Genomic DNA, 15891 nt, shown 5'->3' on the forward strand with positions numbered 1-15891 from the left:
CGCCAGCATAGCATGCAAACTTCCCATGCGTCATGAGTGTGGATGAGAAAAGCTGATGATGTTGCATTTGGTTACGCCTGCGGCGACGCGCTCCCGCCACCGCGCCGCGAACGGCGTGGACATCCGGATCTAGATAATTTATTCTAGTGCCATGTCCACGCCTCCAAAACCCACCCCCGCCGAGCTGGAAATGCTGGGCGTGCTCTGGCAACACGGTGCCGCCACCGCCAAGCAGGTGCATGCCGCCATGGCTGCCGCGCGCCCCGACATGGCCTACGCCACCGTGCTGCGGCAACTGCAAGTGATGCACACGAAGGGCCTGCTCACGCGCGACGAACACCAGCGCGCCCACGTCTACGCGCCCGCGCAGGCGCAGGACGCGCTGCAATCGGGCCTGCTCAAGGACTTGATCCGCAAGGCCTTCTCCGGTTCCGGCAAGGACCTGGTGCTGGCCGCCCTGCGCGGCCACGTGACGCCGAAGGAGCGGGCGGAAATCCAGGCGATACTCGACCGCGAAAGTTAAAACACCTTGCCCAGGCCCAGCAACAGCACGTCCGAGTCGCGGTGATAGCCGGTGATCACGCGACTCCAGCTCAGTTGGGTGCGCCAGGCAGGCGTCAGGCGGTAGCGCATGCCGATGGTAACGATCGGCACCATCCGGGTATCCGACGAGGCCGCCGTGCTGTCGCGATCGTCGCGGTCGCGCATCAGGTAGCCGCCGCCCCCCAGTTCCAGCACGGTGCGGTCGGTGAACGGGCGCAGCAACCATAACTGGGCGGCGATGCCGCGCCGCTGGGCCAGGCCGATCTTGCCCTCGTTGAGCGCCGTCACGCTCCATTCCATGTTTTGCGTCACCGTGTCGCGGTATTCCAGGCCATACGAGCGCGCGCGTTCGGAATCGAAACTGTTGACGATGGCCTGGCCGCCCAGCACCATCAGCAGGCGGTCGCCGGCCCGCTCGGTGCGCTGGCGCTCGCGGTCAGGCACCTGGTCCAATTCATAGCCCAGGCCGATCAGCACGCTGTTGGAATTGCCGGCGCCCCTGGCATGCACGTGGTTGATACGCGCTTCCACATAGCTGCGCCTGGCCAGGTGCCACTTGGCGCCGACACTGGCCAGCACGCCCCAGCCATGATCGTTCTGGTATTCCGCGAAAGCGCCCTTGCCGATGGTGGTGTCGAAATAATAATAGGGCCCCACGCCGATGGAGAACGACGCCCCCCGCTGTGGAACGGGCGTGTGCAGCCAGCCCTGCATGGCCAGGCCGTCGCGGTGATGGCGGCTGGGATGGCCCTCGTTGAGGTATTCGGCGCTGAGCCCGACGACCTCGTTGACGCGCTGCGCGAAACTGAGCTGCACCGCGAACGAGCGTTCGTCCACCTTGTGATTGTCGAGGCTGCCAACGAGCAGGGAGGTATCCTGGGCGGCGGTAAAGCCGCTGGCCAGTGCCAGGCCCAGGGCCGGGGCGAGCAGGTGGTGACGATGCATGGTGCGCCTTATGAATACAGCATGGTCATGGCGGTCCAGTCCGGTTTCCTGGTCGCATGAAGGTGCTGATCGGTACTGGCCAAAGCCCCGCGATTTCGCCGCGCGCCCGTACATACGGGCGCCGTTCAATGTGACAGGGCTTGACCGAAAGGCGCGATCATAGCTCGAAATAGCTATGCGTGCTGCGTGGACCTGTTCAACCGTGCAGCACGGGCGCGTGCTGGTGCGCCTGCAGCTTGCACGCCCAGGCCGGCACGGCAGCGCGCCAGAACGCCGCCAGGCCATCGACCGCACCGAGCCACGGCGCCAGCCCCAGCGCCGCTGCCGCCGCCAGCAGCACCCGCAGCACGGCCGCGTCGTCGTGGGCGGTGACGGCCTCTGCCCCCGTTTGCTTGGACAATTTTTCGCCGCGCGCGTTGCGCAGCACGGGCACGTGCAGGTAACGCGGGGTCGGCAGCTGCAATAGCCGCTGCAGGTAGATCTGGCGGGGCGTCGAGTCGAGCAGGTCGGCGCCCCGCACCACGTCGGTGATGCCCTGGGCGGCATCGTCGACCACCACCGCCAGCTGGTAGGCCCAGTAACCGTCGCCCCGTTGCAGGATAAAATCGCCGGCGTCGCGCGCCAGTTGCGCGTCGACGGGGCCGGCGCAGCGGTCGATGAATCCGATGGCGTCCTCGCCCGCTGCGGGCACGCGCAGGCGCAGGCTGCGCGCCAGCTTGCCCGGCGCGATGCCGTGGCGGCAGGTGCCCGGATAGATCGCCGAACCGTCCGCCGCCAGAGCCAGCCGCGAATCGGCGATTTCGCGGCGGTTGCAGCCGCAGGGATAGACCAGCGCGCCGAGCCGCGCGCAGGCGGCCTGGTACAGGTCCGTGCGGCGGCTTTGCCACACCACCTCGCCATCCCACTGCATGCCCAGCCGGGCCAACAGCGCCAGCGCCGCGTCGGCGGCGCCGGCCACGCTGCGGCCTTCGTCGACATCCTCGATGCGCACCAGCCACTGGCCGCCATGCACTTTCGCATCGAGATAGCTGGCCAGCGCCGCCACCAGCGAGCCGGCGTGCAGCGGCCCCGTCGGCGACGGCGCGAAGCGGCCGATGTAACTGGCGTTCATCGCGCCTCTATTTCGCGGCGGCCTTGTTGGCGTGCGCCGTGATCAGGTCGGTCACCGACTTGCCCAGTTCGTTCGGCACCGCCATCGACAGCTGATAGTGTTCGATTTCAAACCCATTGGCGGTCTTGCGTAGCACGCCGCTGGCCTGGCACGGCCCCATCTGGGTATCGAGCAATTCGTCGAACCAGACGATCTTGCCGTCGCCACTGGTGTAGACATTGCGGGAGACAGCCTTGAACGCCCATGCGGACTTCTTGTCGAAATACGGCTTGGCCCAGGTTTCAAAGGCAGCCTTGCCCCACAGTTCCGTCTTGTCGGTGCCGATATACACGCCGTCGGCGGCGATCTTGTCGAAATACGCCATGCGGGCATGGGCGGCGTCGTCGTGCCAGGCGTCGATAAAGGCGCTCACCTGCCGGCTCAGCGCCGGGTCCGCACTGGCGGCAAACACGCCGGGCGCCGACAGCGACAAAGTACAGGCGGCAACAACAGCAAGGACGCGGCGTTTCATGGGGGCTCCAGGGTCAACACCGGGACAATCCGGCGCGCCGATTGTACACCGGCCACGCCCGCTGACGAAGGTCGAAATCTTTCATGTAAATCACTATTCTGCGCTACATTAACGCACCGGCACCCCGGACAATTGCCTGCCAAGGAAGCCCATGTTTGTCATTGCCGATCTTGCCCTGCCCCCTGTTGTGCAATCGAGCGCGCCAACGAGCGTCCTGATCAGCGAACAGTGGGCGGCACCGCCCGCGCCGGTCCCGCGCACCATCCTGGTCGATCCCCGCATCAGCGAGGCGGTGGCCGCCGTCGTCGCCGCCGCGCCCGAGCGGGAGACGGCGCCCAACCAGCAGGGCACGCTGCAGCGGGTGGTGATCAGCGCGGCGGCCAGCGAAAAATTCGCCCGCGATTTCAGCGAGGCCAAGGTGGCGCCCTGCCTGTCACCGTCGACGGGCGGGCTGGGCCTGCTGGCCATCCCCGTCATCGCCGTGCAGGCGCTGCGGGGCAAATGCCTGATGCCCTAGCAATCAGCCCATAAAAAAAGCGGACCGAAGTCCGCTTTTTTGCAAGCACAAAACCGATTAACGCTGGTCGATCGCCGGCACATCGCGCACGGTGGCGCCGATGAACAACTGGCGTGGACGGCCGATTTTCTGTTCCGGATCAGCGATCATTTCGTTCCACTGGGCGATCCAGCCGATGGTGCGGGCCATGGCGAAGATGCCGGTGAACAGCGACACGGGGATGCCCAGCGCCGACTGCACGATACCCGAGTAGAAATCGACGTTCGGGTACAGCTTGCGCGAGACGAAATATTCGTCTTCCAGGGCGATTTTTTCCAGCGCCATGGCCAGCTTGAACAAAGGGTCGTCGTGCAGGCCCAGTTCGTCGAGCACTTCGTGGCAGGTTTCGCGCATGAGCTTGGCGCGGGGGTCGAAGTTCTTGTACACGCGGTGACCAAAACCCATCAGCTTGACGCCGGAGTTCTTGTCTTTGACTTTTTCGATGAACGCAGGAATGTTCTCGACGGAGCCGATTTCCTTGAGCATGTTCAGTGCCGCTTCGTTGGCGCCGCCGTGGGCAGGGCCCCACAGGCAGGCGATACCGGCCGCGATACAGGCGAACGGGTTGGCACCCGACGAACCGGCCAGGCGGACGGTCGAGGTCGACGCGTTCTGCTCGTGATCGGCGTGCAGGATCAGGATGCGGTCGAGCGCGCGCACCAGCACATCGTTGATGACGTACTCTTCGCACGGATTGCCGAACATCATGCGCATGAAATTGGCGCTGTACGACAGGTCGTTGCGCGGGTACATGAAGGGCTGGCCGATCGAGTACTTGTAGGCCATCGCGACCAGGGTCGGCATCTTGGCGATCAGGCGGATCGCGGAAATTTCGCGCTGCTGGGGATCGTTGATGTCGAGCGAATCGTGGTAGAACGAGGCGAGCGCGCCCACGGTCCCCACCAATACCGACATCGGGTGCGCGTCACGACGGAAACCGCGGAAGAAAAATTGCATCTGGTCGTGCACCATCGTGTGCTTGGTGACGGTGTCGGAGAATTCCTTGGCCTGGGCCGCGTTCGGCAGTTCGCCGTTCAGCAACAGGTAGCAGGTTTCCAGGAAGTCGCAGTTTTCCGCCAGTTGCTCGATCGGGTAGCCACGATACTGCAGCTCGCCCTTGTCGCCGTCGATGTAGGTGATCGACGAGTTGCAGGCGGCCGTCGACATGAAGCCCGGGTCGTAGGTGAATTTGCCGGTCTGGGCATACAGCTTGCGGATGTCGATGACGTCCGGGCCGACGGTGCCCTTGTAGATTGGCATGTCGATGGCCGCACTGCCATCGGAGAACGACAGGGTGGCTTTGGTATCGGAGATATTCATGGCACTTCCTTCTTGGATGCGAATTTAATATAAAAATACGGACTGCGCTTCGAGCTTGCCGCGCACACCGCCACTACGCTTGCCGCAGCCGCACCAGCAAGGCGTGCACGTTGGGCAGATCGACCTCGCCTTCAGGCTCGCGGCGCGCCAGGATCAGGTCCAGCAGCGGCTGGTCAGCCAGATCGAGCAGCCGGGTCAGGGCATCGACATCGTCGTCGCTCAGGTCGTCGCCATGGGCGTCGAGAAAGCGTGTCAGGATCAGGTCGTTTTCCAGCAGCCCCCGGCGGCTGCGCCAGCGCAAGCGGGTGCGATTGGCCGGGTCGGATTGATGCGTAGTCGCGTTCGTTGTCACTCTTGAGTCCGATCTTGGGTCAACATCATACTCCGCCTGCCCTGCTTCGACAGTACGGTAGTAATACTGTAGTTAGTGCAACTGTTCTAGATCCGCAGGCCTAGACCGCGCGGCGTACCATCAGTTCCTTGATCTTGCCGATGGCCTTGTTCGGGTTTAAGCCCTTCGGACAGACATCGACGCAATTCATGATCGAATGGCAGCGGAACAGGCGGTACGGGTCTTCCAGGTTGTCGAGACGCTGGGCGGTCGCCTCGTCGCGCGAATCGGCGATGAAACGGTACGCTTGCAGCAGGCCGGCGGGACCGACGAACTTGTCCGGATTCCACCAGAACGACGGGCACGACGTCGAGCAGCAGGCGCACAGGATGCACTCGTACAGGCCGTCGAGCTCTTCGCGCTCGGTGGGGGTCTGCAGGCGTTCTTTTTCAGGACGGATCGAATCGTTGATCAGGTAAGGCTTGATCGAATCGTACTGCTTGAAGAACTGCGTCATGTCGACGATCAGGTCGCGGATCACCGGCAAACCTGGCAGCGGACGCAGCACGATCGGCTGGGTCAGTTCGTTCAGGTTGGTGGTGCAGGCCAGGCCGTTCTTGCCATTGATGTTCATGGCGTCCGAGCCGCAGACGCCCTCGCGGCACGAGCGGCGCAGCGACAGCGAATCGTCGACGTCCGACTTGATGCGCTGCAAAGCGTCGAGCAGCATCTTGTCGTTGTCTTGCAGCTCGACCGTGACGTCCTGCATGTACGGCTTGGCGTCGGTGTCCGGATCGTAACGGTAGATTTTCAGTTTTACGGTGCGTGTCATGTTCTGACCTTAGAAAGTACGTGGTTTCGGCTTGAAGGTATCGACCGTCAGCGGCTTGGTGATGACCGGCTTGTACTCGAGGCGATTGCCCTCGGAGAACCACAAGGTGTGCTTCATCCAGACATCGTCGTCGCGGGTGGGGAAATCGCTCTGCGCGTGGGCGCCGCGCGATTCCTTGCGTGCCAGTGCCGAGGTGATGGTGGCCTTGGCCGTTTCGATCAGGTTGTCGAGCTCGAGCGCTTCGACGCGCGCCGTGTTGAACACCTTCGATTTGTCCTTGAAGGCGACGTGCTTGCGGCGCTCGTCGAGCAGCATGATGGCGTCGTAGCCCTGCTGCAGCAGCTCGGTGGTGCGGAACACGCCGCAGTATTTCTGCATGGCGGCGCGGATGGCGTTGGCGACGTCCTGCACTTTTTCCGTGCCTTTCGAGTCTTCCAGCGCGTTCAGGCGGTTCATGGCGAAATCGGCAGCGCCGGCTGGCAGCGGCTTGTTCTCTTTGGCCTTCAGGTTCGAGGCCACCACGTGGTTGCCGGCGGCGCGGCCGAACACCACCAGGTCGAGCAGCGAGTTGGTGCCCAGGCGGTTGGCGCCGTGCACCGAGACGCAGGCGCACTCGCCGATGGCGTACAGACCGTTGACGACGGCGACGGGGTTGCCATCTTTCGGCGAGACCACCTGGCCATGGATGTTGGTGGGGATACCACCCATCTGGTAGTGAATCGTCGGCACGACGGGGATCGGTTCCTTGGTGGCGTCGACGTTGGCGAACTTGTGGCCGATTTCCAGGATCGACGGCAGGCGCTTGGCGATGGTGTCGGCGCCGATGTGACGCAGGTCGAGCAGCACGTGGTCCTTGTTGGGACCGCAGCCACGGCCTTCCTTGATTTCCTGGTCCATCGAACGCGAGACAAAGTCGCGCGGCGCCAGGTCTTTCAGGGTCGGCGCGTAACGCTCCATGAAGCGCTCGCCGTTGCTGTTGATCAGGATGCCGCCTTCGCCGCGCACGCCTTCGGTGATCAGGACGCCCGCGCCGGCCACGCCGGTGGGGTGGAACTGCCAGAATTCCATGTCCTGCAGGGGCAGGCCGGCACGTGCCGCCATGCCCATGCCGTCGCCGGTGTTGATGAAGGCGTTGGTCGAGGCGGCGAAAATACGTCCCGCGCCGCCGGTGGCCATGATGGTGGTCTTCGCTTCGAGGATCATGCACTCGCCCGTTTCCATCTCGAGGGCGACGACGCCGATGACGTCGCCGTCGGCGTCGCGGATCAGGTCGAGGGCCATCCATTCAACGAAGAAATGGGTGCGGGCGCGGACGTTGCGCTGGTACAGGGTGTGCAGCAGGGCGTGACCGGTGCGGTCGGCCGCGGCGCAAGCGCGCTGGACGGGCTTTTCACCGAAGTTGGCCGTGTGGCCGCCGAACGGGCGCTGATAAATGGTGCCATCGGGATTGCGGTCGAAAGGCATGCCGAAGTGTTCGAGTTCGTACACGACTTTCGGCGCTTCGCGGCACATGAATTCGATCGCATCCTGGTCGCCCAGGTAGTCGCCACCCTTGACGGTGTCGAACATGTGCCAGTACCAGTCGTCCTCGCTCATATTGCCCAGCGAGGCGCCGATGCCGCCCTGCGCTGCCACCGTGTGCGAGCGGGTCGGGAAGACCTTCGACAGCACGGCCACGTTCAGGCCCGCTTCGGCCAGTTGCAGCGACGCGCGCATGCCCGAGCCGCCGGCGCCGATGATGACCGCGTCGAAGCGGCGGGTAGGGATTGCAGTTCTGCTTGCAGTTTTGGTGGCTGCCACGATTACACGCTCCAAAGAATTTGTACGGCCCATGCGGCGCAAACGACGAGCCACACGATGCTGATGATTTGCAGGGTCAGACGCAGGCCGACGGCCTTGACGTAGTCCATCCAGATGTCGCGCACGCCGACCCAGGCGTGGAAGAACAGGCCGGCCAGGGTGACGAGACTGAACAGTTTGAACCACTGGCGGGCGAACAGCCCGGCCCAGCCTTCATAGGTGAAATTCTGGCCCGTCAGGAAGGCGATCAGCAAGGTGGCCGTGTAGAGCACCATGATGACGGCGGTGACGCGCTGGGCCAGCCAGTCGCGCAGGCCGTAATGGGCGCCCACGACCAGGCGCTTGGGGCCGACATTGCTGCCGTCGTTGTGATTGTTTGCCACGTTGAGGTCAGCCATCTCAGAACACTCCAAACAATTTGAGGGCGGTGATAAAAGTCAGCAGCAGGCTGATCACCAGGACGGTGGCAGCGCTCTGGCGCGAGGAATTTTTCTCGATGCCGATGTGCATGTCCATGAACAGGTGACGTACGCCGGCGCAGAAGTGGTGGAAGTAGCCCCACAGCAGGCCCAGCGTCACCAGCTTGACCAGCGGGTGCGCCATGATGGCGGCGAAATATTTAAAGGTGTCTTCCGACAGCAAGCTCTGCTGCAGCATGTACAGGATCACCGGCAGGCCGGCGAACATGATGAAGCCGCTGATACGGTGCAGGATCGAAACGATACTGGCCAGGGGCATGCGGTAATTGCCCAACTCGGTAACGTGAATGTTACGGAATTGCGGCCGCTGTTTTTTTGGAGCCTCTCTCACGGCTTCGGACATCAAACACCTCCATTGAAACTACAGACAAATGTAAAAACCGCTATTTTCGATGATTTGTTGTACTGCAACAATATCAAATTACCGAATCCTGAAAATTCTGTCCTACTTATGCACGTTATTGCATAAACCTATACACAACACCCCGCATTTTAATCCCGCACGGATTTTCCTGCTGCCCGCTGAGCGGCCCCTGGTCCGGCCCTGCTCTCCTATACAAAAGCCGATCGGCCCGTTTTGCTGCAGCGCGCTGCCCCGCGTTTGAAACGCCTCACTTGCACCAGTGCAAGCAGTGCCCGTTCAGGAAAGGTCATTCTGATAATGGTGATGCAAGGTCAGGTACAGGCCGCGGCGTAATTCGACCGCCTTGTCGCCGTACGTGAACGACACCCGCTCGGCCTGCAGCAGGGGGGTACCGGCTGCCACGCCGAGCCATTCGGCCGCATCGGCCCCGGCGCCGACGGCGCGCAGCTTTTCGGCGGCGCGGATCATGCGGGTGCCAAATTCAGACTCGAACAGGCCGTACATGGGGCCCTTGTACTGGTCGATGCGCTCGGCGGTGAGGCCCTTGAAGATGGCGCCCGGCAGCCATAACTCCTCGAGGATGGTGGGGGCGCCGTCGAACGACATCAGGCGCTTGATGTACACCACCGCGTCGCCCGACTTCAGGTCGAGCAGCGCCGCCACGTCCGGCGGCGCGCGCAGGCGGCGAACATCGATGATGGTGTTGTCGGGATGGTGCGGCACGCCGGCGTCCGGCATCAGCTTGAGAAAGCGGAAGTGGGCGCGCTCTTCATGGTGGGTGGCGACAAAGGTGCCCTTGCCTTGGCGCCGCAGCACCAGGTTTTCCGCAGCGAGCTCGTCGATCGCCTTGCGCACCGTGCCCTGGCTAACCTTGAAGCGCCCCGCCAGCTCCACTTCGCTGGGCATCATCTCGCCCGGCTTCCACTCGCCCGCCTGCAACGACTGGGTCAGCAAGGCCTTGATCTGCTGGTAGAGCGGGCTGAAGGTGGGCAGACTGGCACCGGCTGGGGCCGCAGTCCCGGTGGGGCTGCTGGCGTCGTCGGCACCCGGGAATGGGAGGGAAGTCATAGACCACTATTGCACCACAATTGCCCACCGCAGTCTAGTGAAAACAGGAAAAGTTATATGTCTTATATAAGACATATGATATAAATTGACAGTTGCGCCGCAGGGGCCTACACTCGCGGTCGATCCGCCTTGCGCGCCCCGCCGACGCGTATCGACGGCAGTCCCGACGGGCGCTGGTACGCGCTGCGCGCCGCCCCCCACCGCGGTGCTGGCGGCGACGACAATGACAGGCGCGCGCAGGGGATTTTGGTATGATGTTTGTTTTCCCGGACCGGCGGCGGCAGCGCACTTGGAGCTGGCGCGGGCGCCATGCACGGCGCATCGGCGGATTCGACTGTTTTCTTTCCCACTTTGGAGATTTTCATGGCTAATACCCCACTGCGCATTGCTGTCACCGGCGCTGCCGGCCAGATCGGCTATTCCCTGCTGTTCCGCATCGCCAATGGCGACATGCTCGGTAAAGACCAGCCCGTCATCCTGCAACTGCTGGAAATCGCCGACGAGAAAGCCCAGAAAGCGCTCAAGGGCGTGATGATGGAAATCGATGACTGCGCCTTCCCCCTGCTGGCCGGCATGACCGCCCACAGCGATCCCCTGACCGCCTTCAAGGATGCCGATTTCGCCCTGCTGGTTGGCGCCCGCCCACGTGGCCCCGGCATGGAACGCAAGGACCTGCTCGAAGCGAACGCCCAGATCTTCACCGTGCAAGGCAAGGCACTCGACGCGGTCGCCTCGCGCAACGTCAAAGTGCTGGTGGTGGGCAATCCTGCCAACACCAACGCCTACATCGCCATGAAATCGGCACCATCGCTGCCGGCGAAAAACTTCACCGCCATGCTGCGCCTGGACCACAACCGCGCCCTGTCGCAAGTGGCTGCCAAGACGGGCAAGCCGGTCGCATCGATCGAAAAAATGGCCGTCTGGGGCAACCACTCGCCGTCCATGTACGCCGACTACCGCTTCGCCACCATCGATGGCGCCTCCGTCAAGGACCTGATCAACGACGACGCCTGGAACCGCGACACCTTCCTGCCAACCGTGGGCAAGCGTGGCGGCGCCATCATCGAAGCGCGCGGCCTGTCGTCGGCTGCCTCGGCCGCCAACGCCGCCATCGACCACATGCACGACTGGCACCTGGGCACCGCCGGCAAATGGACCACCATGGGCATCCCTTCGGACGGCTCCTACGGCATCCCGAAAGACACCATGTTCGGCTTCCCCGTCACCGTTGAAAACGGCGAATACAGCATCGTGCAAGGCCTGCCAATCGACGACTTCTCGCAAGAGCGCATCAACCTGACGCTCAAGGAACTGACCGAAGAGCGTGACGGCGTCGCCCACCTGCTGGCCTAAGTTGTAACTGGCGCACACCGTGGCGGAAACTCTTCCACCTGGTCGCCAAACGCGCCGTGCCGCCCCGAGCGGCACGGACGCGCTTGATCCCGCAATGACCACACCCGCTTCGAGCATGCATCCGTCCAGCGTCCTGTTCCAGGGCAAGCGCCAGCCCTTGTTGTTGCCAGCCTGCGATCACTACGCCGGTTCGAGCAAGCTGATGCGCAAGTCGATGGCATTGCAGGAAGAGCTCGGTCCCGTGTTTGACATCACCTTCGATTGCGAAGACGGCGCCGCCACCGGCACCGAGCTGGAACACGCACGCCTGGTCGCCGAGCTGATCAACAGCTCCGGCAACCGCTTCGACCGCATCGGCGCGCGCGTGCACGACCCCCGCAGCCCCCATTTCGCCGCTGACGTCGCCACCATCATGGGCGCCGCCGCCGCCCGCCTCGCCTACCTGGTGATCCCCAAGGTCGACAGCGTCTCCGACGTCAGAAAAGTCATCGAGTTCGTCAACCGCCATGCCCACGCTGGCGGCCACACGCGACTCATTCCCATCCACGTACTCATCGAAACCCACGGCGCGCTGCACGACGCCTGGGACATCGCCGCCTTGCCGCAGGTCGAGTGTCTGTCGTTCGGCATCATGGATTTCGTGTCCGCCCATTACGGCGCCGTGCCGGCTGCCGCCATGCGCACGCCCGGCCAGTTCACCCACCCGCTGGTGGTGCGCGCCAAGCTCGACATCGCCGCCGCCTGCCATGCCCATGGCAAGGTGCCTTCTCACAATGTGACCACCGACATCCGCGATACCGCCGTCGTCGCCAACGACGCCACCCGCGCCGGCGGCGAATTCGGTTATACGCGCATGTGGAGCATTCACCCCGATCAAATCAAGCCGATCGTCAAGGCCTTCACGCCGCGACTGTCGGAAGTGAACGAAGCTGCCGCCATCCTCAACGAGGCCATGCAGGCGAACTGGGGCCCCATTTCCCAGCATGGCCGCCTGCATGATCGCGCCAGCTACCGTTATTACTGGACCGTCCTGCAGCGCGCCAAACTGGCTGGCCTGGGCTTGCCCGAAGCCGCCATGGCCCTGCTGACGCCTGCCGCCCCCTTACCGGACCCCAATCCATGTTCCTGACCCTGAAAAAAACCCTGCTCGCCGCCAGCCTCGCGCTCGTCGCCGCCGGCCTGTGCAGCGCACCGGCCGCCATGGCTGCCGAGAAAAAAGTCGTCGAGAAAAAAGTCGTCGACAAAAAAATTGCCGACAAGAAGACCCCGGCGAAAACGCGCGCCCACGAAAAAGCCGTCAAGGCCGATGAAGAAGCCGGCCCGTCCGAAGCGGACGAGGGCGACACCGTCAGCACCGACTATCGCTGTGAACTGGGCAACACGCTGACCATCTTCCAGCATGCCGACGACGATACCCACATCGCCCTGCGCTGGAAAAAACGCATCCACCGGCTCGACAAGGTGGGCACCACCACCGGCGCCCAGCGCTACCAGAACGCCACGTTCGGCCTGATCTGGATCGGCATCCCCTCGAAAGGCATGCTGCTCGACGCCAAGCTGAACCGCCAACTGGCCAACGAATGCAAGAATGCCGACCAGGAGCGGGGCGAACTGGCCATCAAGCCGGTCATCCGCTCGACCGACATGCCGTCGTCCAAGGTGATCGAAAAAATCGAGCCGATCGTGCCGGTCGACAAGCAGCCATTGCCGGCGCCAGTTGGCAAGTGATCGGCCGTCATCAAGTAATTACACCAAGAAAGCCCATCCAGAACACCGGGTCCAACGTCGCAGCACCTGCAATAACAAACACCACTGAAGGAGAGGTCATGTCCCGCAACACCCTGAACACGCTCAAGGATTTCAAACTATCGGCTGGCAAAAAAGGCCAGTTTTACTCGCTTCCGGCGCTGGAAAAAAGCCTGGGCGTGAACATCTCGCGCCTGCCGGTTTCGATCCGTATCGTGCTCGAGTCCGTGCTGCGCAACTGCGACGGCAAGAAGGTCACGGAAGAACACGTGCGCCAGCTGGCGAACTGGGCGCCGAACGGCGATCGCACCGACGAGATTCCTTTCGTCGTCGCCCGCGTGGTGCTGCAGGACTTCACCGGCGTGCCCCTGCTGGCCGACCTGGCCGCGATGCGCAACGTCGCCCACAAGATGGGCATCAACCCAAAAAATATCGAGCCGCTGGTGCCGGTCGACCTCGTCGTCGACCACTCCGTCACCATCGACCATTTCCGTGAAAAAGGCGCACTCGACCTGAACATGAAACTGGAATTCTCGCGCAACAACGAGCGCTACCAGTTCATGAAATGGGGCATGCAAGCCTTCGACACCTTCGGCGTGGTCCCGCCGGGCTTTGGCATCGTCCACCAGGTCAACCTCGAGTACCTGGCGCGCGGCGTGCACAAGCAGGAAAACACGTATTACCCTGACACCCTGGTGGGCACCGACTCGCACACCACCATGATCAACGGCATCGGCGTGGTCGGCTGGGGCGTGGGCGGCATCGAAGCCGAAGCGGGCATGCTGGGCCAGCCCGTCTACTTCCTCACCCCCGACGTCATCGGCGTGCACCTGCAAGGCCAGCTGCGCGAAGGCTGCACCGCCACCGACCTGGTGCTGACGATCACCGAACTGCTGCGCAAGGAAAAAGTCGTCGGCAAGTTCGTCGAGTTCTTCGGCGAAGGCACCGCGTCGCTGTCGCTGACGGACCGCGCCACGATCGCCAACATGGCCCCCGAATACGGCGCCACCATGGGCTTCTTCCCGGTCGACGACGCCACCGTCGAATACTTCCAGGGCACCGGCCGCACCGAGGACGAAATCACCGCCTTCCAGAATTACTACAAGGCGCAGGGCATGTACGGCATCCCGCAAGCGGGCGACATCGATTACACCCGCATCGTCACGCTTGACCTGGCCACCGTCACGCCATCGCTGGCGGGACCGAAGCGTCCGCAGGACCGTATCGAACTGGGCAACGTCAAGTCGAACTTCGCCGAACTGTTCTCGAAGCCGACCACGGAAAACGGCTTCAACAAGCTGGCCGCCGACCTGACCCACACCTACACCACCAGCAATGGCGTGAACGTGAAAAACGGCGATGTGCTCATCGCCGCCATCACCTCGTGCACCAACACCTCGAACCCGAGCGTGATGCTGGCCGCCGGCCTGCTGGCGAAAAAAGCCGTCGAAGCGGGCCTGACGGTCGCGCCGCACATCAAGACCTCGCTGGCCCCTGGCTCGCGCGTCGTCACCGAGTACCTGACCGCCGCCGGCCTGCTGCCGTACATGGAGCAACTGGGCTTTGGCGTGACCGCCTACGGTTGCACCACCTGTATCGGCAATGCCGGCGACCTGACGCCGGAAATGAACGCGGCCATCACCGACAACGACATCGTCGCCTCGGCTGTGCTGTCGGGCAACCGTAACTTCGAAGCGCGGATCCACCCGAACATCCGTTCGAACTTCCTCGCCTCGCCACCGCTCGTGGTCGCCTACGCCATCGCCGGCAACATGTCGAAAGACCTGATGACGGAACCGGTCGGCAAGGGCACCGACGGCCGCGACGTCTACCTGGGCGACATCTGGCCCACCTCGAAAGAAGTGGCCGCCATGATGAAGTTCGCCATGAACGCCAGCGTCTTCAAGAGCAACTACGCCGACGTCAAGAACGCCCCCGGCGAACTGTGGGAAAAAGTCACCACCGTCGAAGGCCAGGTCTACAACTGGCCCACCTCGACCTACATCGCCGAGCCGCCATTTTTCGACAACTTCACCATGGTGCCGACCGCGGCCGCCACCCGCATCACGGGCGCCCGCGCGCTCGGCGTGTTCGGCGACTCGATCACCACCGACCACATCTCGCCGGCCGGTTCGATCCAGGAAAACGGTCCTGCAGGCAAATGGCTCAAGGCCAAGGGCGTGCTCAAGGCCGATTTCAACTCCTACGGCTCGCGCCGTGGCAACCATGAAATCATGATGCGCGGCACCTTCGCCAACGTCCGTATCAAGAACCGCATGATCCCGGCCAAGGCCGACGGTTCCGCGGTCGAAGGCGGCATCACCATTCACCAGCCGTCGGGCGAGCAGATGTCGATCTACGACGCGGCCATGCAGTACGTCGATGCCGGCGTGCCGACCATGGTGTTCGGTGGCGAAGAGTACGGTACGGGCTCGTCGCGCGACTGGGCTGCCAAGGGCACCCAGCTGCTGGGCGTGAAAGCGGTCATCACCCGCTCGTTCGAACGGATCCACCGCTCGAACCTGGTGGGCATGGGCGTGTTGCCTCTGCAATTTATTGGCGACGACAGCGTGCAGACGCTCAACATCACCGGCAATGAAATCTTCGACTTGCGCGGTCTGGAAGGCGAGATCAAGCCGCAACAGCTGGCCACGCTGGTCATTCACCGTGCCAACGGCGATGTCCAGGAAGTGACGGTCCTGCTGCGTATCGATACGCCGATCGAAGTCGACTACTACAAGCACGGCGGCATCCTGCCATTCGTGCTGCGTCAGTTGCTGGCAGCGTAATGAGCCGCTAGCGTCAACGCACTGATCAAACGCCGGGTTCGTCCGGCGTTTTTTTTGGCCCCCCGCTTGCGCGATGCGCAGCGCTTGCGCGATGGGTGGGGCCGAATCAACTACAATACGTGATCAAGGTAGCAAAGCTGCGC

General features: G+C 63.2%; 16 protein-coding genes. 6 read left to right on the forward strand and 10 right to left on the reverse strand.

Annotated features, from left to right (window positions below; translation table 11 throughout):
* Nucleotides 1-151 precede the first annotated feature (151 nt).
* Nucleotides 152-523, forward strand: a complete 372-nt coding sequence (locus ACP7EY_RS19615; RefSeq protein ID WP_426196588.1) for a BlaI/MecI/CopY family transcriptional regulator — start codon at nucleotides 152-154, stop codon at nucleotides 521-523.
* Here ACP7EY_RS19615 and ACP7EY_RS19620 read toward each other — a convergent pair.
* From ACP7EY_RS19620 to ACP7EY_RS19630, 3 genes are all read right to left on the reverse strand, one after another.
* A complete protein-coding gene (locus tag ACP7EY_RS19620; RefSeq protein WP_426196590.1) occupies nucleotides 520-1488 on the reverse strand; it encodes a hypothetical protein in 969 nt (322 codons plus the stop codon). The genes ACP7EY_RS19615 and ACP7EY_RS19620 overlap by 4 nt on opposite strands.
* 196 nt (nucleotides 1489-1684) lie before the next feature.
* Entirely contained in the window at nucleotides 1685-2599 is a 915-nt protein-coding gene (gene gluQRS / locus ACP7EY_RS19625; protein WP_426196592.1) for a tRNA glutamyl-Q(34) synthetase GluQRS, read from the reverse strand.
* A gap of 7 nt (nucleotides 2600-2606) precedes the next feature.
* Nucleotides 2607-3110: a nuclear transport factor 2 family protein gene (locus tag ACP7EY_RS19630; RefSeq protein WP_426196594.1), complete on the reverse strand. Its 504-nt coding sequence runs from the start codon at nucleotides 3108-3110 to the stop codon at nucleotides 2607-2609.
* Between the two features lie 151 nt (nucleotides 3111-3261).
* Between ACP7EY_RS19630 and ACP7EY_RS19635 the strand changes: the two genes are divergently transcribed.
* Nucleotides 3262-3627 (forward strand): hypothetical protein, encoded by a 366-nt coding sequence (locus ACP7EY_RS19635; protein WP_426196596.1) that lies wholly within the window; start codon nucleotides 3262-3264, stop codon nucleotides 3625-3627.
* Between the two features lie 57 nt (nucleotides 3628-3684).
* On the opposite strand, the gene gltA is transcribed toward ACP7EY_RS19635, so the two are convergent.
* From gltA to ACP7EY_RS19670, 7 genes are all read right to left on the reverse strand, one after another.
* Complete coding sequence (gltA, locus tag ACP7EY_RS19640) at nucleotides 3685-4986, reverse strand: citrate synthase (RefSeq protein ID WP_426196598.1); 1302 nt, start codon at nucleotides 4984-4986, stop codon at nucleotides 3685-3687.
* Between the two features lie 73 nt (nucleotides 4987-5059).
* Nucleotides 5060-5338, reverse strand: coding sequence for a succinate dehydrogenase assembly factor 2 (locus ACP7EY_RS19645; protein WP_426196600.1), 279 nt, complete (start codon nucleotides 5336-5338; stop codon nucleotides 5060-5062).
* A 100-nt stretch (nucleotides 5339-5438) separates the two neighbouring features.
* A complete protein-coding gene (locus tag ACP7EY_RS19650) occupies nucleotides 5439-6149 on the reverse strand; it encodes a succinate dehydrogenase iron-sulfur subunit (RefSeq protein ID WP_426196601.1) in 711 nt (236 codons plus the stop codon).
* Nucleotides 6150-6158: 9 nt separating this feature from the next.
* The gene (sdhA, locus tag ACP7EY_RS19655) at nucleotides 6159-7949 is read right to left on the reverse strand and encodes a succinate dehydrogenase flavoprotein subunit (protein WP_426196603.1); all 1791 of its coding nucleotides are present in this window, start codon (nucleotides 7947-7949) and stop codon (nucleotides 6159-6161) included.
* A gap of 2 nt (nucleotides 7950-7951) precedes the next feature.
* The gene (sdhD, locus tag ACP7EY_RS19660; protein WP_426196605.1) at nucleotides 7952-8347 is read right to left on the reverse strand and encodes a succinate dehydrogenase, hydrophobic membrane anchor protein; all 396 of its coding nucleotides are present in this window, start codon (nucleotides 8345-8347) and stop codon (nucleotides 7952-7954) included.
* A gap of 1 nt (nucleotide 8348) precedes the next feature.
* Nucleotides 8349-8771, reverse strand: coding sequence for a succinate dehydrogenase, cytochrome b556 subunit (gene sdhC, locus ACP7EY_RS19665; protein ID WP_426196607.1), 423 nt, complete (start codon nucleotides 8769-8771; stop codon nucleotides 8349-8351).
* Nucleotides 8772-9068: 297 nt separating this feature from the next.
* Complete coding sequence (locus ACP7EY_RS19670; protein ID WP_426196609.1) at nucleotides 9069-9860, reverse strand: GntR family transcriptional regulator; 792 nt, start codon at nucleotides 9858-9860, stop codon at nucleotides 9069-9071.
* Nucleotides 9861-10223: 363 nt separating this feature from the next.
* On the opposite strand from ACP7EY_RS19670, the gene ACP7EY_RS19675 reads away from it, so the two are divergent.
* The 4 genes from ACP7EY_RS19675 to acnA all read left to right on the forward strand — a co-directional run bounded on the left by ACP7EY_RS19675 (nucleotide 10224) and on the right by acnA (nucleotide 15748).
* Nucleotides 10224-11213 (forward strand): malate dehydrogenase, encoded by a 990-nt coding sequence (locus ACP7EY_RS19675; RefSeq protein ID WP_426196612.1) that lies wholly within the window; start codon nucleotides 10224-10226, stop codon nucleotides 11211-11213.
* 115 nt (nucleotides 11214-11328) lie between these two features.
* Nucleotides 11329-12342, forward strand: a complete 1014-nt coding sequence (locus ACP7EY_RS19680) for an HpcH/HpaI aldolase/citrate lyase family protein (protein ID WP_426196659.1) — start codon at nucleotides 11329-11331, stop codon at nucleotides 12340-12342.
* Entirely contained in the window at nucleotides 12333-12941 is a 609-nt protein-coding gene (locus ACP7EY_RS19685; protein WP_426196614.1) for a hypothetical protein, read from the forward strand. The genes ACP7EY_RS19680 and ACP7EY_RS19685 overlap by 10 nt, the downstream gene beginning before the upstream one ends.
* A 98-nt stretch (nucleotides 12942-13039) precedes the next feature.
* Nucleotides 13040-15748, forward strand: a complete 2709-nt coding sequence (gene acnA / locus ACP7EY_RS19690; RefSeq protein ID WP_426196616.1) for an aconitate hydratase AcnA — start codon at nucleotides 13040-13042, stop codon at nucleotides 15746-15748.
* Nucleotides 15749-15891: the final 143 nt, after the last annotated feature.

The organism is Massilia sp. DWR3-1-1 (assembly GCF_049898325.1).
Taxonomy (GTDB): Bacteria; Pseudomonadota; Gammaproteobacteria; order Burkholderiales; family Burkholderiaceae_D; genus JAFCUW01.